This is a genomic window from Massilia yuzhufengensis (assembly GCF_900112225.1).
GTDB classification, from domain to species: Bacteria; Pseudomonadota; Gammaproteobacteria; order Burkholderiales; family Burkholderiaceae_D; genus Telluria; species Telluria yuzhufengensis.
Genome location: NZ_FOLD01000003.1, coordinates 252,605 through 275,443, shown reverse-complemented (window position 1 = coordinate 275,443; position 22,839 = coordinate 252,605). Strand labels below are relative to the sequence as shown.

Here is a 22,839-nt window from a genome sequence, read left to right as displayed (position 1 = left end):
ATCCGGCCGGAGCGCGGGATCAGCTGCCACGGCAGCCGCTACCCGGGCCCGGCCTCTTTTTAGAAAATCAAGGAGACAAGCTTGGACAAGAACAGAACCGAAGGCCGCATCATCGCCGTCAAACCGCTGGCGGCCGTGGTCGCGCTGGCCGTCGCGCAGTGGGCAGTGCCCGTCTATGCGCAGGAAGCACAAGAAGCGCAACCGGACCCGAACAAGCTGCAGTCCGTGATCGTCACCGCCAACAAGCGGGTCGAGAAGCTGGAAAGCGTGCCGATGGCGATCTCCGTCATCTCGGAAGAGGAGCTGCAGCGTAACAACGTGCGCGAGATCGAGGACATCGTCGCCCTCACCCCGTCGCTCACGCAGGCTTCCGGCACCACCGCCGCCAACAACGCGCTGTTCATGCGCGGCATCGGCACCGTCTCGGTGGGCATCGGCGTGGAATCGGACGTCTCGGTGATCATCGACGATATCCCGATCGCGGTGCAGTTCCAGGCCTTCCGCGACCTGGCCGACGTGGCCCGCGTGGAGGTGCTGAAAGGCCCGCAGAGCACCCTGTTCGGCAAGTCGGCGGTGGCCGGCGCGATCAATATCGTCACCAAGCCGATCAGCGGACCGATGGTCTACCGCGGCAGCGCCTACTACACCAACGACCACGAGTACCGCCTGGCCGCCTCGATGGGCGGGCGCCTGACCGAGACCTTCGGCATCCGCATCGCCGCCAACAAAAGCGACATGCCGGGTAACTTCACCAACCTGACAACCGGCGAGAAGGTCAACGGCTCGTCCGGCAAGACCATGATGGCGAAGATTTCCTGGACCCCGATCCGGAACCTCGACGTCGACATCATGCCGCAGTATAACGAGCAGACCAACACCCGCGGCGTGACCGCGGTGAACGGCTTCTATCGCACCACCGGCAGCGCGGCCGCCGGCAACCTGACCCGGGTCCCGGTCGACATCAACACCGCTTACATGAACGGCAACCCGCTGCTGCCGGCGTCCCTGGTGCTGGCAGGGATCGACCCGACCGACCCGGGCAACCGCCTGGTGCGGCGCGACTTCCCGACCGGGATCAGTTCGAAGACCACCGGCACCGGCCTGAAACTGTCTTACACGCTGCCGAACGACGCGACCCTGATGTCGATCTCGTCCTACCAGCGCTACAAGGCCAACGACTCGCGCGACCAGGATTTTACCGACCAGCCGACCATCGCCCGTCCGGGCGAGACCAAGCTCACGGTCGGCAACAACCAGTTCGGCACCTACGACATCCGCTCAAAGACCCAGGAATTGCGCCTGGTCTCGCCGGACAACAACGGCCTGCGCTACGTGGCCGGCCTGTGGTGGGCGCGTAACGAAATCGACCGCCACTTCATCCGCGGCTTCTGCGTGGCGCCGACCCGCTGCGCATCGAACTCGCCATCGAGCCCGACCAACTACTACACCGACATCTATAACGTCAACAAGGCGGCGTTCGGCCAGGCCACCTGGGACTTCGCCCCGACCTGGACCCTGGTGGCCGGCCTGCGCCGCAACCTGGAAGAATCGGGCTTCAACTACGAGCGCAACTTCTTCACCGACCAGCTGGACCGCTCCACCTTCGTCCCGGGCCCGGTCGGCGTCGACGTGTTCGGCAGCAGCGGCAACGAAGACTGGTCGACCACCGGCAAGCTGAGTATCCAGAAGCAGATCAACCGCGACCTGATGGTCTACGCCATGACCGCCACCGGCCACAAGGGCAAGGCCTACGACGTAACCAGCGGCCTGCGCGCCTCGGCCGCCTTCCCGGTGGACCCGGAAACCAGCCGCACCTATGAGCTGGGCACCAAGGCGAACCTGTTCAACAATCGCATGTCGGTCGCCGCCGTCGTCTACAAGACCGACTTCGAGCACTACCAGCAGAACACCTCGTTCGTGCTGCCGAACGACCCGACCATCTACACCCAGCTCAACTCGATCCCGAAACTGCGCACCAAGGGCTTCGAGCTTGACGCCAACCTGCTCATCACCCCGAACTGGTCGATGAACGCCGCGCTGGCCTACACCCGCCCGAGCATCGAAGACTGGAAGAACGGTCCCTGCTACCAGGACAACACCAACCCGGCGATCGGCACCACTGGCCTCGGTGAAGGCGGCTCGCTGGGCGGCTGGAACCGCAACTGCTTCCCGATCCGCGCCGGTTCCACCACCGGTATCCAGGACCTGTCGGGCGGGATCTTCCCGGGCACGCCGAAGGTCAAGGTGAATATCGGCAGCCAGTACGACCTGCGCTTCACGTCGCTGCCCTTCCGCGCCTTCATCAATGGCAACGTGCGCTACCAGAGCGATTACCAGACCGCGATCAGCAACGATCCGCGCGCGGTCAACAACGCCTACACGATTGCAGACCTTGGCTTTGGCATCCGCCAGAACAAGGACCTGTGGCGCCTGAGCTTCCGCGTGAACAACCTGTTCGACCGCTTCTACATCCCGAACGCGAACGCCAGCGGCCCGAGCTTCCGCGCCGGACCGACGTCGACCTCGCCGAGCATCACGGTGGACAGCTGGGTGCCGCCGCGCGATGTGTTCCGCTACTTCAGCGTGAAACTGGATGTGAAGTTCTAAGCGCGCGTTGATGTGATGTGAAGAAGGGCGGCCAGTTGGCCGCCCTTTCTCGTAGGGCGGACGGCATAGCCGTCCACCCTACGAGAAAAAGCGCCTTCCGCGTGAACGCAAGGCGCCGTGATTGGCAACAACGCGGGAATTCAGTCCTTGTAGATCGGCCCCGCCAGCACGAAGGGCCCGCCCTGGTAAGTGGCGGCGATGTCGTCCGCCGCCGGCCGCACGCTGCTGGCCGGGAAGCGCTCGGCGAATTCGCTCGAGCTGCGCTGCGGCGCGTAGCCCAGGTGCGCAGCCAGGCGGTTGTCCCACCAGCGAGTCTTGTTATCGGAAACACCGAACGTGATCGTGTGGCCGACCTTGGGCGTGAACAGCGCGCAGCGCACCAGTTCCACCAGGTCGTCGTGGGCCAGGAAGGTGACCATCATGCGGGCGTTGCGCGGCTCTTCGAACGAGGAGCCGATGCGCAGGCAGACGGTCTCGATGCCGAAGCGGTCGTAGTAGTAGCGCGACAGCGCCTCGCCGAAGCACTTCGAGACGCCGTAGATGCAGTCCGGGCGCAGCGGCGCGCCGGCGTCGATGACTTGCGTGGTGGGGTAGTAGCCGACCACGTGGCTGGAACTGGCGTAGATCACGCGCTTGATGCCCTTCTTGTGCACCGCCTCGTACAGGTGGTGCAGGCCGACGATGTTGGCCTGGACGATGTGGTCGATTTCTTCTTCCACCGAGACGCCGCCGAAGTGTAGCACCGCGTCGACGCCGTCGAGCAGGGACAGCACGGCATCGCGGTCGGCCAGGTCGCACAGCATCACCTCTTCGCCCGGACCGGCCGGTGCGATCACGCGCACGTCGGAGAGGCGCACGATATCGGCCCAGGGCTTGATGCGCTCGCGCAGCATTGTTCCCAGGCCGCCTCCGGCGCCGGTGAGCAGCAGACGGTGGAAGGGCTTGCGCGGTGTCGCTTCGTTCATGGATGGGCTCCGGTGTGAGTTAAACGTTTAACTCAAGTATAGCCGAACCAGCCCTTGCGTCAATGCCGATACTGCCTGAATTGATGCAAGCTGCCCCCGCAGGCCGTCATCTTTTACCGGTGCACGCGTGATAAGATGCTCTGTCAAATAACGATTACCCGATCATGAAAAGCTCCGCCCCGACCATCCGCGACGTCGCCGCTGCCGCCCAGGTGTCCACCGCCACCGTTTCCAAGTACATCAACGGTGCCCAGCGCTTCTCGCCCAAGGTCGAGGCGGCGCTGGACGTGGCCATCGCCAACCTGGGCTACAAGTCCAACCCGCTGGCCAAGTCCATGATCACCGGGCGCACCAACACCATCGGGCTGTCGGTGCTGGACATCACCAACCCGCACTTCAGCTCCATCCTGAAAGGCGCCAACCGGGTCGCGCACGACCATGAATTCTCGGTGCTGCTGGTCGATACCGAAGAGACCCCGAGCCGCGAGCGCCGTACGCTGGAAGAACTGAGCCGGCGCGTGGACGGCATGATCGTGTTCTCGCGCCTGCGCGAAAAGGACATGGGCTGGATGGCCGACATCGACAAGCCGCTGGTGTTCTTCGGCTCCCTCAACGAGCTGCCGATTCCCACCGTGGCCAGCGACGACCATGGCGGCGCCTTCATGCTGGCCCAGCATCTGCGCATGCTCGGGCACAAGCGCATCGCCTACCTCGGCTTTTCCAAGTCGCGCCGCGACGAGGAACGCCTGGGCGGCATCTATGAATGCCTGAACGCGGCCGGGATGGAACTGGCGGTGTTCGATGGCGAGGCGCCGTCCAGCGCCGAGGGCGAACGCATGTGCTCGAGCATTGTGCTGGGCGCCAGCCGCCCGGATGCCGTCATCTGCTACAACGACCTGATGGCGCTGGGCTTCATGAAGGAGGCGGCCAACCTGGGCCTGTCGATCCCGCGCGATCTGTCGGTGGTCGGCTTCGACAATATCCCCTACGGGAAGTATGTGAGCCCGGCGCTGACCACGGTCGACCTGCAGAGCGAGCGCATGGGCGCCACCGCCATGACCAAGCTCTTGGCGGTGATCCGCGGCGAGCCGGTCGAGAAGCTGACCAAGGTGGCGCCGCAGCTGGTGCTGCGTGCCTCGACCCTGGCTAGATCTTAACGCCGCTGCCACACAATCTGGCCCAGCAATACTTTACATTCCGGGAACGTTGCCCTATGCTTAGGAAAACGTTTAACAAACCCGGAGACCCCATGCGCCACGCCCTTCCCCTGCTGGCGGCAGCATCCCTGCTGGCCGCCCCCGCCCATGCCACGCCGCCCCTGCAGCGCAGCGTAGCGCAGGCTTACCCGCAGCTCGAGACGCTGTTCCAGAAGCTGGTAAAGGAACGGGAAGGCACGACCATCGAAGGGCGGGAATCGTTCAAAGCCAAGGACAAGTTCCTGCCCGGTAAAGTGGCGACCGGGCTGGCCGACCTGCTGCTGCACCTGCCGAAGGACGACCCGCGCCTGCCCGGCATGCTGCGCGACTATGCCGACCTGGCCGACCTGACCGTCGGCATGGACAACGAGACCTGGGGCATCTATTACTACATCGGCGCGCTGCACCGCCTGAAGCAGGCCGGCCTGCTGGAACGCGCGGTGCGCCCCGCTACGCTGGACAAGCTGCGCAAGCAGCTCGACTGGCGCAGCTTCGTGCGGGTGCCCAGCTACGAGCTGGTGAGCCTGCCGACCAACTACTATGGCGTGGCCTTCAGCATCGCGCGCCTGCGCATGCTGATGGGCTGGGAAGACACCGCCGGCAGCGAGGTCCTGCTCGACAAGATGATGAAGCACTACGCCGCCTATTCAGGCGAGTACGGCTTCAGCGACGAGACCGACGGCCAGGGCCGTTTCGACCGCTACAGCATCCTGCTGGCAGCCGAGATCTGCGAGCGCTTCATCGAGACCGGCCTCGAAGTCACGCCCGAACTGAAAGCCCTGCTGCGCCGCTCGGCCGAAGTCGCGCTGAACAGCGCCACCGCCGACGGCACCGGCTTTACCATGGGCCGCAGCCTGGGCCCGTACGGCGAGACGGCGATGCTGGAAATCCTGTCGACTGCCGCCTACCTGGGCGTGCTCAGTCCCGAGGAAAAGGAGTACGCCTACGCCTACTCGGCGCGCATCGCCGAGCGCTACATGCGCTTCTGGTACAACCCGGCGATGCGTTCGGTCGACATGTGGAATGGCGGACGCCGCACCGATACCTACCGCGGCAAGCACCGCATCCTGGGCGAGAACTTCTCGCTGCTGCACCAGCTCATCGCCACCAACGAAATGTGGAACAAGGCCGGCATGAAGGACGTCGTGCCGCGCAAGGACCTGGCAGCCTGGCTGGAACGCACCCGCCCCGCATTCAGCCTGACCCGCTTCGCGCGCGGCGAACATGACCGGGCGCTGGCCATCTGGCGCGACAAGGGCCATGTGTTCAGCCTGTCGGTGATCAACGGCGGCCAGAGCCAGCATGCGAACAGCCCGTATTACCCGCTGCCCTTCGCCCACAACATCGTGGCCGGCGTGGCCGACAGCGGCCATGCGCACCCGCAGCTGATGCCCAAATTTACACTCGCCGACGGCAGCGAACTGATGGCCACCGCATGGATGAAGGACATCCAGGCCGCGCCGCGCGGTCGCGGCCAGGTGCTCAGCTATCGCCAGGATGCCTTGACCCTGCTGGGCAAGAACCTGCCGGTGAAGGATGCGCGCATCCGCGTCGAGACCGAATACAGCCTGCAGCCGGGCGCCATCACGCGCACCGACCGCTACACGCCGAGCGCACCGCTCGAGGTGTCGAAGCTGACGCTGGAATTCGGCTCGTTCTCGAGCGGCGCCACCATCGAGGGCGGCAAGGTGCGCTTCAAGGAAGGTGCCGTGCAGGCCTTCGAGGTGGACGGACTGGCGGCATGCACGGCGCAGCCGGCGGCGGGGAGCGAGCTATATCGCGCGCCCTACGGCCAGATGAATACCGTGGTGAGCTGCAGCAGCGGCCCGTTCAGCATGCGCGAGCCCCTGGTGGTCAGCTGGACCATCCGCTACCAGTAAGCCGGACAGTCTCTCTATGCGGGGGGTCTCCCGCTTTTGCCCGGACCTGCGGCCCTGCCGCGGTCCGGGCACTTTTTTTTACCGCGTGGTAAAAAATCAGCCGCGTGGCTGGCCCCGCAGGTGTTCCAGCGGATTGGCCAGGCTGCGGTCGCCCCCCATGCGGGCGTCCCAGTTGTTGGCCGGCGGCGCGGCGCTGGACAGCGGCTGCGGCGCATGGCGGTCGTGGATCGCGATCCAGCCCGGCATGCGCGACGGCCGTTCCTGCGCTACGCCGGCCATGCGCTCGAACACCGCCGGGTCCTGGATGCCGTCGGCCGAGAAGCGCAGCAGCCGCTCCAGCGCCGGGTGCTGCACATCGAGGATCGAGGCCATCATGACCAGTGGCGCAGCTGCGTACAGGTGGTAATGCAGGGCCTTGGCGGCGCGCGCCATTTCCAGCGGCAGCGCGCCGTCCGGCTGCACCTGCAGCATCGCATCGTCGAACACCTTGCGGCCCCAGGCCAGGTAGCGCGCGTCACCGGTGACCGCGCCGACCGCGGTTACGGCCAGCCCTTCCCAGTAATAGTGGTTGTTGCGCACGCCCTTGTGCGCGTCCGAGTGGGCGATGGTGGCGTCGGCCAGGCTGCGGAACCAGGCTTCGATGGCCTGGCGCTGGGCCGGCGCAGCCGCCGCCCGCACCCGCGCGTAGCTCAGGGCCAGGCCGCCCAGGGTCCACTTGCGGGTGTAGTAGGACTGGTTGGTCGTCATCTTGCCGAGCAAGGCGCCCTGGTCCGCCCAGGCTTGCAGCCAGCCGAGCGCGCAGCGGGCCTCGGCCGGGTCCTGCTTGCGCTGCCAGGCGTCGGCGGCGCGCGCCACCACTTCCAGGTAGTCGTTCACCGGCTTCACCGCCGCCTCGTTGCGGGCCTTGAGCACCGGGTCGATGATCGAGCTGCGTGCGTCCGTGTAGTAGCGGTTGGCGTCGATGTCGCGCACCGGGGGTGGCGGGGCTTCGCAGGCCAGGGCGCTGCCCTGCCCCAGGGCCAGCAGCAAGGCTGCGGCGATGCCGGAGATCCGGCCATGAAAGCGGCTGTTTGAAATGGGGTGATGACAAGGCATCCGGGTCTCCTTGGAAAACGTTTAACCCATTCTAGTCAGATTGGCACGGCGAGTAAACAACGGTAGAGTGAGGCAGCTCCTCCTTCACCCGTCCAGATCCTTCCGATGAAACTGAAAGCATCCTTCTTCCCCTGGCTCGTCCTCGTTTTCTTGCTCACCAACCTGGTCCACGAATCCGCCCACTGGCTCATGGGCGCGGCATTCGGCTTCGAGATGCGCTTCGGCCTGAACGCCGTCAGCTACCTGTCGGCCACCGAGCCCTGGCAGCGGGCGCTGGCCGACGGCGCCGGGCCGGTCGTGACCATCATCCAGGGCATCGTCGCTTACCTGCTGGTCATGCGCGGCGGGTCGGCGCGGGTGTTCGCCTTCCTGTACGTGGCCTTCTTCATGCGCCTGGTGGCAGGCCTGGTCAGCGTGATGCATCCGAACGACGAGGCGCGGGTGAGCCTGTTCCTGGGGATGGGGAAGTGGACGCTGCCGGTGCTGGTGGCGGCCGGCCTGGCCGTATTGGTGGTCAAGGGCAGCCGGCGGCTGCAATTGACGTGGAAGGACCAGCTCGCGTGCTACGCGGTGGCCTCGCTGGCCGTGACGGCCATCGTCGGGCTGGATCGCTTCATGCGCTGACGCGCACGCCGCCCGCCAAAGCAAAAACCCGCCAATTGGCGGGTTTTTTCGCTGCGGCCTCGCCCACGCTATCTGCGTGGTGCGCGCCGTCAATCAGGCTGGCTGATTAGATCGCGCGGATATTGCCGGCTTTTTCGCCTTTAGGACCCGTCGAGCGCTCGAACGAAACGCGCTGGTTTTCGGCCAGGCTCTTGAAGCCTTCCGACTGGATGTCCTGGAAGTGAGCGAACAGGTCGCCACCGCCTGCATCAGGGGTGATAAAGCCGAAGCCCTTGGAGTCATTAAACCATTTGACGGTGCCAGTTTGAGTAGTCATTTTACATTCCTTGTATTTGCATGGGCAAAAACGCCCGGGTGCACATCCGACCAAGAGGGGGTGAAACAGGAGGACATCAAACGGGACCGCCGAACGGCGAGACTGGAGAGAAAGACCAACAATAACAACGACTTGATGTAGTGCGAGATGGAAGATACAGGCTTTTCTGCGATTCACCTAATTATTTCGGATTTCATTTCATTTCCGTGCATTCAGGCGCATTTCGATGAATACGGAGAATGACTGTTAATATGAAGAAACCCATCCGATGCAATTCTGCGGATCTGGGGCATATAAGGTGTTAATGACTACATATCGATTGGGCAGTTTCATACGCGAGAATATGGAGCCGATCCTCCAAGCCTGGGAAGATTTCGCACGTACTATTGAACCACCAGCCCTGACGATGGACGACACCGAGCTGCGCGACCACGCGCGGCAAATGTTGCTGGCCATTTCGTCCGACCTGGGGACGCCACAATCGGACATCGAACAGGATGCCAAGTCTAAGGGGCTCGGCGAGCGTGGCGAGGGCGAAAGTGCTGCTGAAACCCACGCCGAAGCGCGCCTGCTGTCCGGCTACACCGTGGTGCAACTGGTGTCCGAATACCGCGCCCTGCGCGCCAGCGTACTGACCTTGTGGGCCGCCAGCATGCGCGACGACCAGCCCACCGACATGAACGACGTGACGCGCTTCAACGAATCGATCGATCAGGCGCTGGCCGAATCGATCGCGCGCTACGAAACCATGGTCAAGCAGTCCCAGAACATGTTCCTGGCGATCCTGGGCCACGACCTGCGCAATCCGCTCGGCACCGTGGTCACGGGATCGAGCTACATCATGCAGTCCAACGATATCCCGCCCAAATACGTGCTGGTGGCGACGCGCATGTTCAACAGCGGCAAGCGCATGAGCAAACTGATCAATGACCTGATCGACTTCACCCGCACCCACCTCGGCCCCGGCATCCCGATCCGGGTCAAGCAGGGAAGCCTGGTCGCGCTGTGCGACGAGGTCGTGAACGAGCTGCGTACCTATCATCCGGAAAAGCTGATCGAACTGCAGGCGCCGCCGCAGCTGGACGCGATTTTCGATGAAGCCCGGATTGCCCAGGTCATGTCGAACCTGATCGGCAATGCGCTGCAGTACGGTAATGCGGAGGTGCCGGTGCGGGTCCATCTGAAGGCCGCAGGCGACGATATCGTCATCACGGTCAACAACCATGGCGCCCCGGTGGCGCCGGACAAGCTCGGCGCGATCTTCGACCCCATGGTCCGTATCGCCGCCAACGCCAGCAGCGACTACACCGAACGCACCAGCCTGGGCATTGGCCTGTTCATTTCGCGTGAAATCGTCCACGGCCACGGCGGACACCTGCGCGTAGCCTCGGATGAGGTCGACGGCACGACCTTTACCCTGACCATGCCGCGCCTGCCGGCAGGCTTCCAGTCGGCGGACGCGGCCGCGGCCGCGGCCCGATGAGCGCGCACCCAGCGCGGATGCACAAGATCCTGGTGGTCGACGACATGGCCGACCTGGCCGATATTGCCGCCTCGCTGCTCAGCTACCATGGGTTCGACGTCATCGTCGCGTATTCGGGCGCTGAAGCGCTGCGGATGCTGGCCAGCCCGGCCGGCGCCGGGGTCGACGCCGTGTTCTCCGACGTCATGATGCCGGGGATGAACGGGCTGGAACTGGCGCAGGCCGTCGGCCGGCTCTACCCGGGGATCAAGCTCGTGCTGACTTCGGGCTTCACGGCGCCCGACCTGCTTGCCGCCAGCGGCGCCAGCTATCCTTACGCCGCAAAACCCTACGCGATCGACACCGTCATCGGTTTGTTGCGCGGCCCGGACGTTTCCAGGGGCCCTATCGCGCACTAATGGTTACAGCGTTCTCGCGCTGCGCCGTGCTCGACTTTTTCATGCACGATGGCTATTCTCAAGGCTCCGGCAATCTCAGCGCCGCCAGCGGCCTTATTGATGACCCACAACCAGCCTGCCCATACCCCGATTACCCGCCTGCGTGCGAAGAAGCGCCCTGCCGTGCGCTATGCGATCCGGCTGCTGGCCCTGTTCTGCGTGCTGCTGGCGGCGGCGCAGGCCTGGAGCGCCTGGTCCTCGCGCCAGAGCCGGCTGGCCGAGAATGCCGCGGCCACGTCGAACATGGCGGGAGCACTGGCTGCGCAGGCCGAGAGCACCATCCGGATTGTCGATACGGTCCTGGCCGGCGTGGTCGAGCGTGTCGAGCACGATGGCATGGCGCCCGTCTCCGCCGACCGCCTGCGCGCCCATATCCACACCATGGTCAAGGAAGTGAAGGAATTGCACGGGCTGTTCGTGTACGGGGCCGATGGGAGCTGGCTGGTATCCTCGAATCCGCTGCAAATTGCCGGCAACAATGCCGACCGCGAATATTTCCAGTATCACTTGAACAATCCCGGGCGGGGCCTGCACGTCGGCACGCCGGTGCGCAGCCGCTCCACCGGGGTGTGGGTCCTGCCGGTGTCGCGCCGCCTGCAGCATCCTGACGGCAGCTTCGCAGGCGTGGCGCTGGGAACGATCCGGATCGACTTCTTCGCCGACCTGTACGACAGTTTCGACGTCGGCAAGGACGGCGCCATCCTGCTGGGTCTCGACGACGGCACCGTGGTGTACCGGCGGCCCTTCAATGAAAAACTGATCGGCAGCAGTATCGCGGGCGGCCCGATTTTTCAGCGGTACAAGACTTACGGCCCGGTGGGCACCGCCACCGCGCGTTCCAGCATCGACGGCGTGGTGCGCCTGTACAGCTACCGCAAGGTGGACCAGCTCCCGATGCTGGTTTCCACGGCCCAGTCGAAACGCGAAATCCTGGCCGAGTGGCGCCAATCGACGCTGCTGATGTCGGCCGCGACGCTGCTGGTTGTTATCCTGCTGGGCATGGTGGGAGCACGGCTGGTGCGCCAGATCATGATCCGGGACGAGCTCGAGGACGCCTTGGTAATTGCGAAGGAGCACTTGCAGGCGCGCAACCAGGAATTGACGGTGCTGGTCACCAAGGACGGGCTGACCGGCATCGGCAACCGTCGCCATTTCGAGGACATCCTGCGGCTGGAACTCAACCGCGCCAGGCGCACCGGTGCCCCGTTGTCGCTGGTGCTGGTCGATGTCGATTTTTTCAAGAAGTACAACGACCGCTACGGTCACGTGAGCGGCGACGACTGTTTGCGCCAGGTCGCCGGCGCCCTGCGCAACAGCCTGGCGCGCCCGAGCGACCTGGTGGCCCGTTATGGCGGCGAGGAATTCGCGGTGCTGCTGCCGGCCACCGGCCAGGTGGGCGCCCGCTACGTGGCGGAACGCCTGCGCCTGGCCGTCATGGACCTGAACATCGTGCACGCCGAGAGTCCTTTCGGCATTGCGACCACCAGTGCCGGCGCCTGTACCTACCATGCGGCGCCAGGCGAGGACGGCAGTCCGGAGAGTTTCGTGCGCCAGACCGACGCCCTGCTCTACCGCGCCAAGGCGAATGGCCGCAACCGTGTATGCAGCGACCTCGACAGTACTGGCGAGGCGCAGGCGCCATCCCTTGCCATGTGACGAAAAAAAACCGCCTGCAAAGCAGGCGGTTTCGGTCAAGCCGCGAACCCTTGATTAATAGCGGTTCGGATTGTTCGGACGGGCATCGTGGCGGTTCGGGACGCCGTCGCCGTCACGGTCGCGACGCACCACACGGTCGGCACGGTCGCCGCGCTGCCAGCCGCCGCGCTCGAAGTACCAGCCATTACGGTCCTGGCGCCATACTGGCTGCTGGTAGACGTAGCCGGCACGCACACGCTCGTGGTGGCCACGTTCCCAGGTGTAGCGGCGGCCGTTCCAGACCCAGTGGCCAGGCACCCACTCGTAGCCGCGGCGTGCGGCCGGGATGGCTTCGCGGCGCGGGGCCGGCGGCGCCTTGTGCACCACGATCACTTCAGTACGGCCCTGAGCCTGGACCTGGGCCGGTGCGAAGGCGGCGGTGCTGATCAGGACTGCGGCGGTAGCGGCGAGAATGCTTTTCATGGTGATTCTCCTTCTTGGTTGTGTTGAAACCACTATAGCCAAGCCCATCCGCGCACGATTGAATTGAAAGAACTTCTTACAATCGATACATGCTGTGATGAAAATGTAACGTCACCATGAAAAAAACAGCCGGCGTAGGCCGGCTGCTTTTCTTTACTGCAGGAAAAACCGGATTAGTCCAGTTTCCACGCGTAGTCGACCTTGGTCCAGGTAGCCGCTGGTGCGCCATCCTTGGTGCCCGGCTTGAACTTGCACGACGACAGGCCTTTGAGAGCTGCCTTGTCCAGGTTCTTGAAGCCGCTCGACTTTTCCAGCTTCGATTCAGCGACGGTACCGTCAGCGCTGACCAGGAACGATGCCGAGGTGGTGCCCTGCTCTTCGTTCATCAGCGATGCCTTCGGGTATTCGACCGAGCACTTCTTCGGGTCGAACGAAGCCGGCACTTCGGCTGCGAAGGTGGCGCCGGCTGCGGTGGCGAGGGTCATTGCTGCGATCAGTTTCATGGTCAGGTTTTTCATTGGTTTCCCCATCAAGGTTTTGTTTAAGTTGGCAGTCTCTACTGCTGCCAGCCCGGAGGCCGGCACTTTCTCTCTCTTAGAATTCTTCCCACTCGTCGTTACCGGCGGTGGCTGCTTTCTTTGGCTTGGCCGGCGCGGCAGGTGCATCGTGCGATGCCGCTGCGGCTGGCTTCTTTACGACCGGCTTTTTGAGGGCCGGTGCCGGGCGCTTCGGTGCTGCCGGGCGCACCACGACGGCGGTGCTGGTTGCTGCGACCGGCGCCGGGGCGTCGGCCTGTTGCTCACCCTCGGTCAGCTTGAAGATGCTGACGACGCGGGTCAATTCACTTGCCTGGTCTTGCAGGCTCTGCGCTGCGGCAGCGGCCTCTTCGACCAGCGCGGCATTCTGCTGGGTCATGCTGTCCATCTCGATGATCGACAGATTGACCTGTTCGATCCCGGCGCTCTGCTCGGCGCTGGCGTTGGCGATTTCGCTCATGATGTCGGTCACGCGCTTCACGCTCGCCACCACTTCATCCATCGTCACGCCGGCCTGGCCGACCAGCTTGCTGCCGCGCTCGACCTTCTCGACCGAATCGCCGATCAGGGTCTTGATTTCTTTCGCCGCTGCAGCCGAACGCTGGGCCAGGTTACGCACTTCCGATGCCACCACCGCGAAGCCGCGGCCCTGTTCACCGGCACGGGCTGCTTCCACCGCGGCGTTCAGCGCCAGGATGTTGGTCTGGAACGCGATGCCGTCGATCACGCTGATGATGTCGGCGATCTTGTTGGCCGAAGCGTTGATCTCGCCCATCGTGCCCACCACCTGCGACACCACTTCGCCACCCTTGAGCGCCACGTTCGACGCGGTTGCGGCGAGGGAGTTGGCTTCACGGGCATTGTCGGCGTTCTGCTTGACGGTCGAGGTCAGTTCTTCCATCGCCGAGGCGGTCTTTTCCAGCGAGCTGGCCTGCAGTTCGGTACGCGAGGACAGGTCGATGTTGCCGGCCGCGATTTCACGCGAGGCGGTGCCGATGGTCTCGGTGCCGCGGCGCACCTGGTCAACGATGCCGACCAGGCTGTTGCGCATTTCTTTCATTTCAACCAGCAGGCTGCCGCGGTCCGACGAATCGGTCTCGATGGCGATCGACAGGTCGCCATGGGCGATGCTGCTGGCGATGCTGGCGGTGTAGGCTGGCTCGCCACCCAGTTGCTTGCGCAGGCTGCGGCTGATCACCCAGGCCGCCGCCATGCCCATCCCGACTGCCACCAGCAGCAGGACGATCATGAAGTTACGGGCATTGACGAACTCGGCTTCCGCATCGGTCTTGCTCTGGGCGTTCTGCTTGTCTTCCAGGGCGGCCAGCTGGTCCAGTGCTTCCGTCCACTTCTTTTGCACCGGACGCACTTCGCGGATCATGACGCGGGTGGCGTCCATCGCGTTATTGGCCAGGTACAGTTCCGACGCCTTCTGGATCGCCGGCATTGCTGCGCCTTCGAATTCCTTGATCTGGCCCAGCAGCGCCTTTTCCTTGTCGCTCGCATGGGCGGCGAAGATCGCCGACAGCTTCTTCTGGGCTTCGTCGTATTTGCGGGTCTGTTCCTTGAACTTGACCATTTCCGGTTCCATGTCGGCCGGGTCGGTCATCAGGGTCAGGACGCGCAGCGAGGCAACGCGTTCGCTGACGTTGTTGCGCATGTCGATCACGAGGCCGGTGCTCACGTTGCTCACGCTAATCACCTGGTCAAGGCGGTCCTGGATCTGCGACATGCGCAGGATACCCACCACCGTGACGGCGACCAGCAGGACCAGCACCAGCGCAAAACCGAGCGCGAGGCGGGTACCGACCTTCAACTTGTTCAAAAAAGCCATTCGTGTTCTTCCCTGTATCTATTGATTGAATTCGCCCGGATCGCTGGCGCCGTGCGACGCATCACGCACCGTATGCAGGATGCGTTTATTTCCGACAGGATAAATCAAAAATTCTGCCCGGAAAGTCACAAATCGACTGCAGCACCCGAACTGTTTCAGCTCAACAACAGAATTGATGTGACTCAATGTGTGGGGAGCGGAAGAAATTATCTCTTTAGACTTGCCATTGGGCAAGCTTTGCACGTCTTGGTACTATGTTTTGAACAACAAACTGTATCTATTTGCCGACAAGAAACACAAAAGGCGCACCGAAGTGCGCCTTTTGGCAGAGAAAACTGACGACTCGTCTAGGCTGCGACTGGCATGCGCGCTGCCGCTTCCAGCAGCAGGGCCGGGTCGGCGCCCGCCAGTTTTTTCGGGTCGGACAACATCTGGCGGAACGCGCGCGCGCCGGGCAGGCCGGTCATGATGCCGAGCATGTGGCGTGTGACGCTGTTGAGCTTCATGCCATGCTGGCCGTACTGGCGCAATTGCTCGGCAATGTAGGGGACCATGGCTTCCAGCACCTGCTGGCGGGTCTTCACGGGCGCCGATGCGTCGCCATAGAAGCGCCGGTCCCAATCGGCCATCACCCAGGGGTTGTGGTAGGCCTCGCGGCCCAGCATGACGCCGTCCACGTGCTCCAGGTGCAGGGCGATCTCGTCATCGGTCTTGATGCCGCCGTTGATCAGGATTTCGAGCGCCGGGAATTCGCGCTTGAGCTGGTAGGCGATCTCGTAGCGCAGCGGCGGGATTTCGCGGTTTTCCTTGGGCGACAGGCCCTTGAGCACGGCATTGCGGGCATGCACGATGAAGGTCGTGCAGCCGGCGTCCGCGATGGTGCCGACGAAATCGCGCACGAAACCGTATTCCTCGTTGTAGTCGATGCCGATGCGGTGCTTGACGGTGACGTCGATCGACACCGCGTCGCGCATCGCCTTGACGCAATCGGCCACCAGCTGGGGCTCGCTCATGAGGCAGGCGCCGAACGCGCCCTTCTGCACCCGCTCGGATGGGCAGCCGCAATTGAGGTTGATTTCGTCGTAGCCCCACTGCTGGCCCAGCTTGGCGCTCTTGGCCAAGTCCACGGGGTCGCTGCCGCCCAGCTGCAGAGCGACCGGGTGTTCCACCTTGTCGTAGCGCAGGTGGCGCTCGACGTCGCCGTAGACCAGGGCGCCGGTGGTGACCATCTCGGTATAGAGCCATGTGTGGCGCGTGATTTCGCGGTGGAAGACGCGGCAGTGGCGGTCAGTCCAATCCATCATGGGGGCGACGGAGAGGCGGCGCGATGGCGTTACTGCGGGCGCGGTGGAAGACAGTTCGAGAGACATGGGTGCGGATGCTTGCGCGGCGGCCGGGCAGCGCGGAAAGAAACGAAGGGCGACATGATAGAACAGAATGTGCGAGCGTGCTGCGCGGTGGAGAAGCTTCAGCCAGCCAAACGCCTCGCTGGAGGGTCCAGACGAGAGGTGTCGGGATCCATGCTGGTGGGTGGCCGCAGGCACTTATGGCTGAGGCCGTGTCTAAATGTCAAACCTGACCCCGGATCCCTGCTGGTGGGTGGCCGCAGGCACTTATGGCTGAGGCCGTGTCTAAATGTCAGACCTGACCCCGGATCCCCGGATCCACGATCAACAACCTGCGCGTGCTGCACTACCTCGGCAAGGAACTGGGCGCCGGCCAGGAGCAGAAGAACGCCTGGTACCGCCATTGGGTCGGCCTCGGGCTGGCCGCCCTCGAGCGCCAGCTCGCCGGCAACCCGGCGACAAGCCTGTTCTGCCACGGCGACACGCCGACCATGGCCGACTGCTGCCTGGTGCCGCAGCTGTACAACGCGCGCCGCTTCGACTGCGACTTGTCGGCCTATCCCACCATCGCCGCGATCGAGGCGCGCTGCGCCGCCCTGCCGGCGTTCGACGCTGCGCGCCCGGAACTGCAGCCGGACGCCGACTAGGCGGCCGGCTTACCACCTCAGGCCGGCACGATGTCGAGCACCGGCACGGTCAACGTGGTGGGCTACACGGTGGCGGCGCTGGCCTTTGTCGCACTGGCCACGGTGGCTGGCGGCGACTACGCGGCGCTGCTGGCGCTGACGATGGTCGACGGCATCATCGGCCGCAGCGACAATCCGCACCGCATGTTCGCCTATACAGGCGTGGCGGTGGCGGTATTCGGCATCGTGGTGCTCGGGAGCGGACCGGCCATCATCGGCCAGGCCGGCGGTACCGCCTTGTGGTACGTGTTCGCCGGCGTGATGGGACCGGCGGCCGTGCTGGCGCTGGTGGCGTTTCCGGCCTGCACATGGTGCTGGTGCTGCTGGTGACCCAGGTCGCGCGGCTCGAGGTGTACGCGCCCGTGGTGGCGATCCTGACCGCGCCCATGCTGTTCGTGCACACCTTCCTGTTCGGCCTGGTGGCCCGCCTCGACCCGAGCGGGCGCGCGGTGGCGGCGATCTTCTTTTTCACGGATCCGCAGCATCCGCTAGCGCGGGCGGCTGTGTCGGGCAAGGCATTTGCCAAGCTGTGCAAATTTTCTCGAGGTCGGCGCAACATTCTCAGTACGCGGAAAGGCCACCCGATTTACAATCGCGAATAATTTCCGCACAGAAACCGATCCAGCACCATGACCCAACCTGCCCGCCCGGCCGCCCCCGACCCGCTCGCCCAGCACCGCCTTGCGGTGCAGCGCAACCCGCGCGACGCCAATGCCCACGCCCTGCTCGGGTTGTCGCTGCTCAAAGCGCGCCGCCTGGAAGACGGCGTCGCCAGCCTGCGCCGCGCGCTCGAACTGAACCCGAAGGCGCGCGGCATCCACGCCGTGCTGGCCGCGGCCCTGTTCGAACTGGAGCGCTTCGAGGACGCGGCCGGCGCCTACCGCAGCGCACTGCGCTTCCAGGACGATGCCGACCTGCACCAGGGCCTGGCCGATGCGCTGCTGCGCCTTGGCCGGACGGACGAAGCCGAGCCGGCCGCGCGCCGCGCGGTAGCGCTGGCGCCGGGCAACACCGGCTGCCTGCTCAGCCTTGCCGCCGTGCTGCACAAGGACAAGAACATGGAAGAGACCGTCCTTGTCCTGCAGCAGGTGCTCGCGCTCGAGCCGGACAATTTCGACGCCCGCGCCGATCTGGGCAACCAGTTGTACCAGCTGCACCGCCATGAAGAAGCCGCGGCCTGCCTGGGCGCCGTGCTGGAGCAACGCCCCGACAACCTGGCTTCGGTCATCCGCCTGGCCCAGTCGCACCGCGTCCTGAAGCGTTTCGCGCAAGCCGTCGAAGGCTTCCGGCGCGCCGTCGCGCTGGCCCCCGACCGCATCGACCTGGTGGTCGACCTGGCCAATACCCTGCGCTCGGACGGCCAGCTGCCGGAAGCGGCCACCCTGCTGCAGGGCGCGCTCGCGCTGGAGCCGGACAACGTGGAGGTGCTGCACGCCATCGTCGGCCTGAGCTTCGGCTTGGGCGAGTGGGAAGAGGCGCTGCGGCTGGCGCGCCGGGCGCTCGAGCTGGCGCCCTCGCCGGCGGCCCACAGCGTGATGCTGTTCATCCTGAGCCACTACTGCATGGACGCCGGGGAACTCACCCGCGAGCACTTCGCCTACGGCCAGCGCTGGGAGCCGGAGTTGCAGGCCCTGCAGCAGCCGCACGCCAACGACCGCGATCCCGAGCGCAAGATCCGCGTCGGCTTCGTTTCGGCGGACATGTACGAGCATGCCGTGACCCGCTTCGTCACGCCCGTTTTCGACGAGCTGCGTGGGCACGAGCGCGTCGAGCTGTATGTCTATTACAACAACAACGTCCACGACGCCATGACCGCGCACCTGCGCGCCTGCACCACGGGCTGGCGCTCGATCTCGCTGGTCGACGACGCCAGCGCCGAGCGCATGATCCGCGAAGACGGCATCGACATCCTGGTCGATCTGTCCGGCCACTCGTCGCTGAACCGGCTGCCGCTGTTCATGCGCAAGCCGGCGCCGGTGCAGCTTACCTGGATCGGCTATGCCGGCACCACCGGGATGCGGACGATGGACTACATCGTGTCCGACCCGTTCGTGCTGCCGGCCGGGCGCTACGACGACCAGTACACCGAACGGGTGCTGCGCCTGCCGCTGGCGGCGCCCTTCCTGCCCGACCCGGGCGCGCCGCCCGTCAACGAGCTCCCGGCAGCGCGCAACGGCCACCTGACCTTCGGCAGCTTCCACCGCGCGAGCAAGCTCAGCCGGGAAGTGATCGCCCAGTGGGCCAGGCTCCTGCATGCCGTCCCGGACGCGAAAATGCTGCTCGGCGGCCTGCAGCCGGGGGTGGACGACGTGCTGGTCGACTGGTTCGCCCAGGAAGGCGTGCCGCGCGAGCGCCTGCTGCTGCGCCAGCGCACCAATGTGCACGGCTACCTGAAGCAGCACTACGAGGTCGATGTCTGCCTCAGCCCCTTCCCCTACAGCGGCTCGACCACCATCGGCCACGCGCTGTGGATGGGCGTACCGACGCTGGCCACCGTCGGCGCCACCAACCCGAGCCATGCCGCGGTGTCCTTCCTGGCTCACCTGGGGCTGCGCGATTTCATTACCGAGGACGAAGACACGTACGTGAAGCTGGGCGTGTTCCTGTCGCAAAACACCGGCGCCCTGGCCGCGATGCGCGCCACGATGCGCGAGCGCTTCGTCAATTCGGTGCTGGGCTACCCCGGCGTGACGGCAGCCGGCCTCGAGCACGGCCTGCGGCTGGCGTGGCGGCGCTGGTGCGCCGGCCAGCCGGCGGCCGACCTGCAGGTGCGGCTGGCGGACCTGGCGCAGGCGCCGGCCTGACAAACGCCGGTACGCATGCGCGCCGCATGGACAGTCCGACAAGGTTTCACGGCCCTGGAAAACATTTCAAATAATTTCCTTGCGGAACTTAATGCCGGAGTGAAAGCTGTCGCCTTGTACTTGTGAGAGCGAGTGACGCACTCGAAACCGAATACACTAATCAGGAGCCCACCATGCTGAGCCTTCACACCAACAACGCTGCACTGTCCGCGCAAAACTCGATCAGCCGCACCCAGAGTTCGCTGTCGACCTCGATGACCCGCCTGTCGACCGGCTACCGCATCAACTCGGCAATGGACGACGCTGCCGGCCTGCAGATCGCATCGCGCCTGAAAGCCCAGACCTCGGGCATGAGCGTCGCCATGCGCAACACCCAGAACTCGACCTCGATGCTGCAGACCGCCGAAGGCGCGCTGGACGAAGTCGGCAACATGCTGGTCCGCATGAAAGACCTGGCCACCCAGTCGGCCGATGCTTCGTCGACCGCCGACGACAAGAAGGCCATGCAGGCCGAATACGACGCACTGGGCCTGGAACTGGGCAACGTGCTGAAGAACACCACCTTCGGCGGCACCAAGCTGCTGGTGGCCGGCACCGTCGCGTCCTCGATGACCTTCCAGATCGGCGCATCGTCGAGCGAAACCATGGCCGTCAACCTGGGCACCGACATGACCTCGATGGTGACCGACGTGACCTCGGCGACCGTCAACTACGCATCGGCCGCGACCGGCACCGAACTGACCAGCACCGCCAACGCCTCGATCGCCAAGCTCGACACCGCGCTGGCATCGGTCAACAAGGTCCGTTCGGGCCTGGGCGCTGCCGCCAACCGCCTCGAGCACGTGTACAATAACTTGTCGAACATCAGCACCAACAGCAAGGCAGCAACCGGCCTGATCATGGACGTGGACTTCGCCAGCGAAAGCGCCAACATGACCTCGAACCAGATGTTGCTGCAAGCCGGCACCGCCATGCTCAAGCAGTCGAACAGCATGTCGTCGATGGTGATGTCGCTCCTGCAGTAATGGTCTTCTCCCCGGGCTCGTCCAGCCGGGAATAGCCAAGGGCCAACCGTACGCGAGGTTGGCCTTTTTCGTTTGTCCTTCCTACCGAGTCGACCATGGTCAGCATCGTCTCCCCCGCTTCCGCCCTCCCCGCGCTCCTGCCTGTCACCCAGCCGCTGCCCAATGGCAGTACCGGCAACCTGGGCGTGCTGCCGGCTGCCGCCGCGCTGGCCGCCGCCGAGGCCGAACTGGCCCTGCCGGTCTCGCAGGCGCTGGCCGCCCCGCCCCAGGCCGCCGCGGCGGACGCCGCCGACCAGGCCGCGCTGCGGCCGGACCAGGTCTTCATGGCACGCCAGATGGGCTTTCCGGCACTCGACGGGCGCAGCCTGGCGTCGAGCTGGCGTTCGATGGTGCGGACCTACGGCGACCAGCAGGCGCGCCGCGACCTCCAGGCACGCGCCGGCACCATCGCGCCGATGCAGCTGGCGGCCGGCCAGCAGGGCCAGGTGCTGGCGCCGGCCGATGCCCGCGTGCTGCCGGCCGACGCCTGGCGCTTCACGGTGCATGCGGGCAGCGCGCAGGCGCACCACCTCGAAATCGTGGCCGAAGACCAGGACCAGCCGCCGGGACGGCGCAAGCGCGCCCGCTTCGGCCTGCGGCTCGAACTGAGCCTGGCCGACGGCACCCGCATCGTCGTGCAGGTCGAACCGGTGCCGGGCGGGATCGTGCTGGAACTGTGCGCGCCCGACGCCCCGGCGCTGGCGCGCCTGCGCGAACTGCAGCCGATGCTGGAAGCGGCGGTGGCCCAATCGGGCATGCAGGTGCTGCGCTGGCGCTTCCGCGATTCGCTCCCGCCCGGGAACGTGCACGCGGCCCTGGCGGCCAGCGAAGCGGCGAGCGCCCTCAGCCTGCCGGTGTTCCGCGCGCTGGCGGAAATGGCGCTGCTGCTGCCGCTCGGCGCCAAGGCCGAGGACGCGGCCTGACTCAGCCGGGCGGAGCGGCCGGGCGCAGCAGCGCCGCGGTGCCGTGCAGGGCCAGCGGCATCGCGCGCGCCCAGCGGTTGGCCGACAGCGAGAAGCCCAGCGCACGCACCTGGTGGTACCAGCCGGCCGGCACATACAGCATGTCGCCCGGCCCGACGATACATTCGATCATCGAGGCCTGGCGCGCCAGCGGGAAACGCGCGAAATCGGGCGCTTCCGGGTCCACCGGGGAACCGAACAGCACGGGATTGGCTTCGCGCGTGTAGAGGAAGGCGTCGTGGTGGGGCGGGACCAGGAAGATGCGCTTGCTGCCCCAGACCTGGGCGAAGATATTGTCGTCGAAGTCGCAGTGCAGCGGCGTCACCGTGCGCGCCGGACCGATCCAGAAGCGGGGCGGTCCCATCTTCGCAAAGTAGCCGGGCCAGTGGCACAGGCGGTTCAGTTCGCGCAATTCGAGGTTGCCGACGTAGGGCGGCAGCTCCCCTTCCCCGGTAACCAGGCCGAGGTAGTCGGCCATCGCCATGTCGCGCATGGCGCGGTCGCGCGCGAAGGCGGTGTTGACGTAGTCGCCGATGCGTGCCCGCACCGGCACGGCGCCGTACTGCTCGCGCAGCACCTGCGGGGTGAGGGCCGACAGCGGCCAGCGGTCGACGATGCCGGTCATGACGAAGGGCAGCCCCTGGGCGGCGCGGGCCAGGAATGCGGCAGCCGTCGGGCGGCGCACGCGCGCGACCTCGGCCAGCGCCGGCAGCGCGCGCGACGCCGCGCGCACCGCATCGCGCATCGCCCCGATCGAGCTCACGCCGCGCACCAGCGCGTCGCGCGCTTCCTGCGCGCGCCGGCGCGCGGCCGGGTCGTCGTGCCCGGGCAGGTCGGCTGGCCGCGGCGGCAGTTCCGGGCGGCGCAGTGTCGGTTGGTCGGCCAT

At 65.4% G+C, this 22,839-nt stretch carries 20 protein-coding genes and 1 pseudogene; 13 read left to right on the top strand and 8 right to left on the bottom strand.

Going from position 1 to position 22,839, the window contains the following annotated elements; translation table 11 throughout:
* Nucleotides 1–81: 81 nt before the first annotated feature.
* Nucleotides 82–2,607: a TonB-dependent receptor gene (locus tag BM031_RS04675; RefSeq protein WP_091871767.1), complete on the top strand. Its 2,526-nt coding sequence runs from the start codon at nucleotides 82–84 to the stop codon at nucleotides 2,605–2,607.
* A gap of 140 nt (nucleotides 2,608–2,747) precedes the next feature.
* Here the strand turns inward: BM031_RS04675 and BM031_RS04670 are convergent, their stop codons facing one another.
* Complete coding sequence (locus BM031_RS04670) at nucleotides 2,748–3,572, bottom strand: NAD-dependent epimerase/dehydratase family protein (RefSeq protein WP_091871765.1); 825 nt, start codon at nucleotides 3,570–3,572, stop codon at nucleotides 2,748–2,750.
* A gap of 164 nt (nucleotides 3,573–3,736) precedes the next feature.
* On the opposite strand from BM031_RS04670, the gene BM031_RS04665 reads away from it, so the two are divergent.
* Both BM031_RS04665 and BM031_RS04660 read left to right on the top strand, forming a co-directional pair.
* Nucleotides 3,737–4,729: a LacI family DNA-binding transcriptional regulator gene (locus BM031_RS04665; RefSeq protein ID WP_091871759.1), complete on the top strand. Its 993-nt coding sequence runs from the start codon at nucleotides 3,737–3,739 to the stop codon at nucleotides 4,727–4,729.
* A 92-nt stretch (nucleotides 4,730–4,821) separates the two neighbouring features.
* Nucleotides 4,822–6,648, top strand: coding sequence for a hypothetical protein (locus BM031_RS04660; protein WP_091871758.1), 1,827 nt, complete (start codon nucleotides 4,822–4,824; stop codon nucleotides 6,646–6,648).
* A gap of 96 nt (nucleotides 6,649–6,744) precedes the next feature.
* Here the strand turns inward: BM031_RS04660 and BM031_RS04655 are convergent, their stop codons facing one another.
* Complete coding sequence (locus BM031_RS04655) at nucleotides 6,745–7,743, bottom strand: alginate lyase family protein (protein ID WP_091871751.1); 999 nt, start codon at nucleotides 7,741–7,743, stop codon at nucleotides 6,745–6,747.
* Nucleotides 7,744–7,848: 105 nt separating this feature from the next.
* Between BM031_RS04655 and BM031_RS04650 the strand changes: the two genes are divergently transcribed.
* Nucleotides 7,849–8,367 (top strand): hypothetical protein, encoded by a 519-nt coding sequence (locus BM031_RS04650; protein WP_091871750.1) that lies wholly within the window; start codon nucleotides 7,849–7,851, stop codon nucleotides 8,365–8,367.
* A gap of 106 nt (nucleotides 8,368–8,473) precedes the next feature.
* On the opposite strand, the gene BM031_RS04645 is transcribed toward BM031_RS04650, so the two are convergent.
* Nucleotides 8,474–8,683 carry a cold-shock protein gene (locus tag BM031_RS04645; protein WP_056443212.1) on the bottom strand — a complete coding sequence of 70 codons (210 nt, stop codon included), beginning with the start codon at nucleotides 8,681–8,683 and terminating at the stop codon, nucleotides 8,474–8,476.
* A 343-nt stretch (nucleotides 8,684–9,026) separates the two neighbouring features.
* Between BM031_RS04645 and BM031_RS04640 the strand changes: the two genes are divergently transcribed.
* From BM031_RS04640 to BM031_RS04630, 3 genes are all read left to right on the top strand, one after another.
* Nucleotides 9,027–10,166 (top strand): ATP-binding protein, encoded by a 1,140-nt coding sequence (locus BM031_RS04640; RefSeq protein WP_177207653.1) that lies wholly within the window; start codon nucleotides 9,027–9,029, stop codon nucleotides 10,164–10,166.
* On the top strand, nucleotides 10,163–10,564 hold the full coding sequence (locus BM031_RS04635; protein WP_091871748.1) for a response regulator: 402 nt from the start codon (nucleotides 10,163–10,165) through the stop codon (nucleotides 10,562–10,564). Before BM031_RS04640 ends, BM031_RS04635 begins: the two co-directional genes overlap by 4 nt.
* 99 nt (nucleotides 10,565–10,663) lie before the next feature.
* Nucleotides 10,664–12,259 carry a sensor domain-containing diguanylate cyclase gene (locus BM031_RS04630; RefSeq protein ID WP_091871747.1) on the top strand — a complete coding sequence of 532 codons (1,596 nt, stop codon included), beginning with the start codon at nucleotides 10,664–10,666 and terminating at the stop codon, nucleotides 12,257–12,259.
* 54 nt (nucleotides 12,260–12,313) lie between these two features.
* Here the strand turns inward: BM031_RS04630 and BM031_RS04625 are convergent, their stop codons facing one another.
* The 4 genes from BM031_RS04625 to dusA all read right to left on the bottom strand — a co-directional run bounded on the left by BM031_RS04625 (nucleotide 12,314) and on the right by dusA (nucleotide 16,461).
* The gene (locus tag BM031_RS04625; RefSeq protein WP_091871746.1) at nucleotides 12,314–12,721 is read right to left on the bottom strand and encodes a YXWGXW repeat-containing protein; all 408 of its coding nucleotides are present in this window, start codon (nucleotides 12,719–12,721) and stop codon (nucleotides 12,314–12,316) included.
* A 173-nt stretch (nucleotides 12,722–12,894) separates the two neighbouring features.
* A complete protein-coding gene (locus BM031_RS04620) occupies nucleotides 12,895–13,239 on the bottom strand; it encodes an energy transducer TonB (protein ID WP_091871745.1) in 345 nt (114 codons plus the stop codon).
* Nucleotides 13,240–13,315: 76 nt separating this feature from the next.
* Entirely contained in the window at nucleotides 13,316–15,091 is a 1,776-nt protein-coding gene (locus tag BM031_RS04615) for a methyl-accepting chemotaxis protein (protein ID WP_229408541.1), read from the bottom strand.
* Between the two features lie 347 nt (nucleotides 15,092–15,438).
* On the bottom strand, nucleotides 15,439–16,461 hold the full coding sequence (dusA, locus tag BM031_RS04610) for a tRNA dihydrouridine(20/20a) synthase DusA (RefSeq protein WP_091871740.1): 1,023 nt from the start codon (nucleotides 16,459–16,461) through the stop codon (nucleotides 15,439–15,441).
* Nucleotides 16,462–16,760: 299 nt separating this feature from the next.
* On the opposite strand from dusA, the pseudogene BM031_RS04605 reads away from it, so the two are divergent.
* From BM031_RS04605 to BM031_RS04580, 6 genes and pseudogenes are all read left to right on the top strand, one after another.
* Nucleotides 16,761–17,084: pseudogene (locus BM031_RS04605) on the top strand (glutathione S-transferase C-terminal domain-containing protein); the annotation flags it as partial.
* Between the two features lie 30 nt (nucleotides 17,085–17,114).
* Nucleotides 17,115–17,453, top strand: a complete 339-nt coding sequence (locus BM031_RS04600; RefSeq protein WP_091871736.1) for a hypothetical protein — start codon at nucleotides 17,115–17,117, stop codon at nucleotides 17,451–17,453.
* A complete protein-coding gene (locus tag BM031_RS04595; RefSeq protein ID WP_091871733.1) occupies nucleotides 17,432–17,725 on the top strand; it encodes a hypothetical protein in 294 nt (97 codons plus the stop codon). Before BM031_RS04600 ends, BM031_RS04595 begins: the two co-directional genes overlap by 22 nt.
* Nucleotides 17,726–17,752: 27 nt before the next feature.
* Nucleotides 17,753–19,927 carry an O-linked N-acetylglucosamine transferase, SPINDLY family protein gene (locus BM031_RS04590; RefSeq protein WP_091871732.1) on the top strand — a complete coding sequence of 725 codons (2,175 nt, stop codon included), beginning with the start codon at nucleotides 17,753–17,755 and terminating at the stop codon, nucleotides 19,925–19,927.
* A gap of 173 nt (nucleotides 19,928–20,100) precedes the next feature.
* Nucleotides 20,101–20,952 (top strand): flagellin N-terminal helical domain-containing protein, encoded by an 852-nt coding sequence (locus BM031_RS04585; RefSeq protein ID WP_091871731.1) that lies wholly within the window; start codon nucleotides 20,101–20,103, stop codon nucleotides 20,950–20,952.
* Between the two features lie 95 nt (nucleotides 20,953–21,047).
* Nucleotides 21,048–21,914 carry a hypothetical protein gene (locus tag BM031_RS04580; RefSeq protein ID WP_229408539.1) on the top strand — a complete coding sequence of 289 codons (867 nt, stop codon included), beginning with the start codon at nucleotides 21,048–21,050 and terminating at the stop codon, nucleotides 21,912–21,914.
* 1 nt (nucleotide 21,915) lies between these two features.
* Here the strand turns inward: BM031_RS04580 and BM031_RS04575 are convergent, their stop codons facing one another.
* Entirely contained in the window at nucleotides 21,916–22,839 is a 924-nt protein-coding gene (locus tag BM031_RS04575; protein WP_091871728.1) for a cupin-like domain-containing protein, read from the bottom strand.

What these genes read in the sequence shown, in the direction of transcription:
- BM031_RS04615 (WP_229408541.1), bottom strand. Translation starts at nt 15,091, where the DNA reads ATGGCTTTTTTGAACAAGTTGAAGGTCGGTACCCGCCTCGCGCTCGGT.
- BM031_RS04665 (WP_091871759.1), top strand. Translation starts at nt 3,737, where the DNA reads ATGAAAAGCTCCGCCCCGACCATCCGCGACGTCGCCGCTGCCGCCCAG.
- BM031_RS04575 (WP_091871728.1), bottom strand. Translation starts at nt 22,839, where the DNA reads ATGGCCGACCAACCGACACTGCGCCGCCCGGAACTGCCGCCGCGGCCA.
- BM031_RS04650 (WP_091871750.1), top strand. Translation starts at nt 7,849, where the DNA reads ATGAAACTGAAAGCATCCTTCTTCCCCTGGCTCGTCCTCGTTTTCTTG.
- BM031_RS04635 (WP_091871748.1), top strand. Translation starts at nt 10,163, where the DNA reads ATGAGCGCGCACCCAGCGCGGATGCACAAGATCCTGGTGGTCGACGAC.
- BM031_RS04670 (WP_091871765.1), bottom strand. Translation starts at nt 3,572, where the DNA reads ATGAACGAAGCGACACCGCGCAAGCCCTTCCACCGTCTGCTGCTCACC.
- dusA (WP_091871740.1), bottom strand. Translation starts at nt 16,461, where the DNA reads ATGTCTCTCGAACTGTCTTCCACCGCGCCCGCAGTAACGCCATCGCGC.
- BM031_RS04620 (WP_091871745.1), bottom strand. Translation starts at nt 13,239, where the DNA reads ATGAAAAACCTGACCATGAAACTGATCGCAGCAATGACCCTCGCCACC.
- BM031_RS04645 (WP_056443212.1), bottom strand. Translation starts at nt 8,683, where the DNA reads ATGACTACTCAAACTGGCACCGTCAAATGGTTTAATGACTCCAAGGGC.
- BM031_RS04640 (WP_177207653.1), top strand. Translation starts at nt 9,027, where the DNA reads ATGGAGCCGATCCTCCAAGCCTGGGAAGATTTCGCACGTACTATTGAA.
- BM031_RS04630 (WP_091871747.1), top strand. Translation starts at nt 10,664, where the DNA reads ATGACCCACAACCAGCCTGCCCATACCCCGATTACCCGCCTGCGTGCG.
- BM031_RS04625 (WP_091871746.1), bottom strand. Translation starts at nt 12,721, where the DNA reads ATGAAAAGCATTCTCGCCGCTACCGCCGCAGTCCTGATCAGCACCGCC.
- BM031_RS04600 (WP_091871736.1), top strand. Translation starts at nt 17,115, where the DNA reads ATGTCGAGCACCGGCACGGTCAACGTGGTGGGCTACACGGTGGCGGCG.
- BM031_RS04660 (WP_091871758.1), top strand. Translation starts at nt 4,822, where the DNA reads ATGCGCCACGCCCTTCCCCTGCTGGCGGCAGCATCCCTGCTGGCCGCC.
- BM031_RS04580 (WP_229408539.1), top strand. Translation starts at nt 21,048, where the DNA reads ATGGTCAGCATCGTCTCCCCCGCTTCCGCCCTCCCCGCGCTCCTGCCT.
- BM031_RS04590 (WP_091871732.1), top strand. Translation starts at nt 17,753, where the DNA reads ATGACCCAACCTGCCCGCCCGGCCGCCCCCGACCCGCTCGCCCAGCAC.
- BM031_RS04595 (WP_091871733.1), top strand. Translation starts at nt 17,432, where the DNA reads ATGGTGCTGGTGCTGCTGGTGACCCAGGTCGCGCGGCTCGAGGTGTAC.
- BM031_RS04655 (WP_091871751.1), bottom strand. Translation starts at nt 7,743, where the DNA reads ATGCCTTGTCATCACCCCATTTCAAACAGCCGCTTTCATGGCCGGATC.
- BM031_RS04585 (WP_091871731.1), top strand. Translation starts at nt 20,101, where the DNA reads ATGCTGAGCCTTCACACCAACAACGCTGCACTGTCCGCGCAAAACTCG.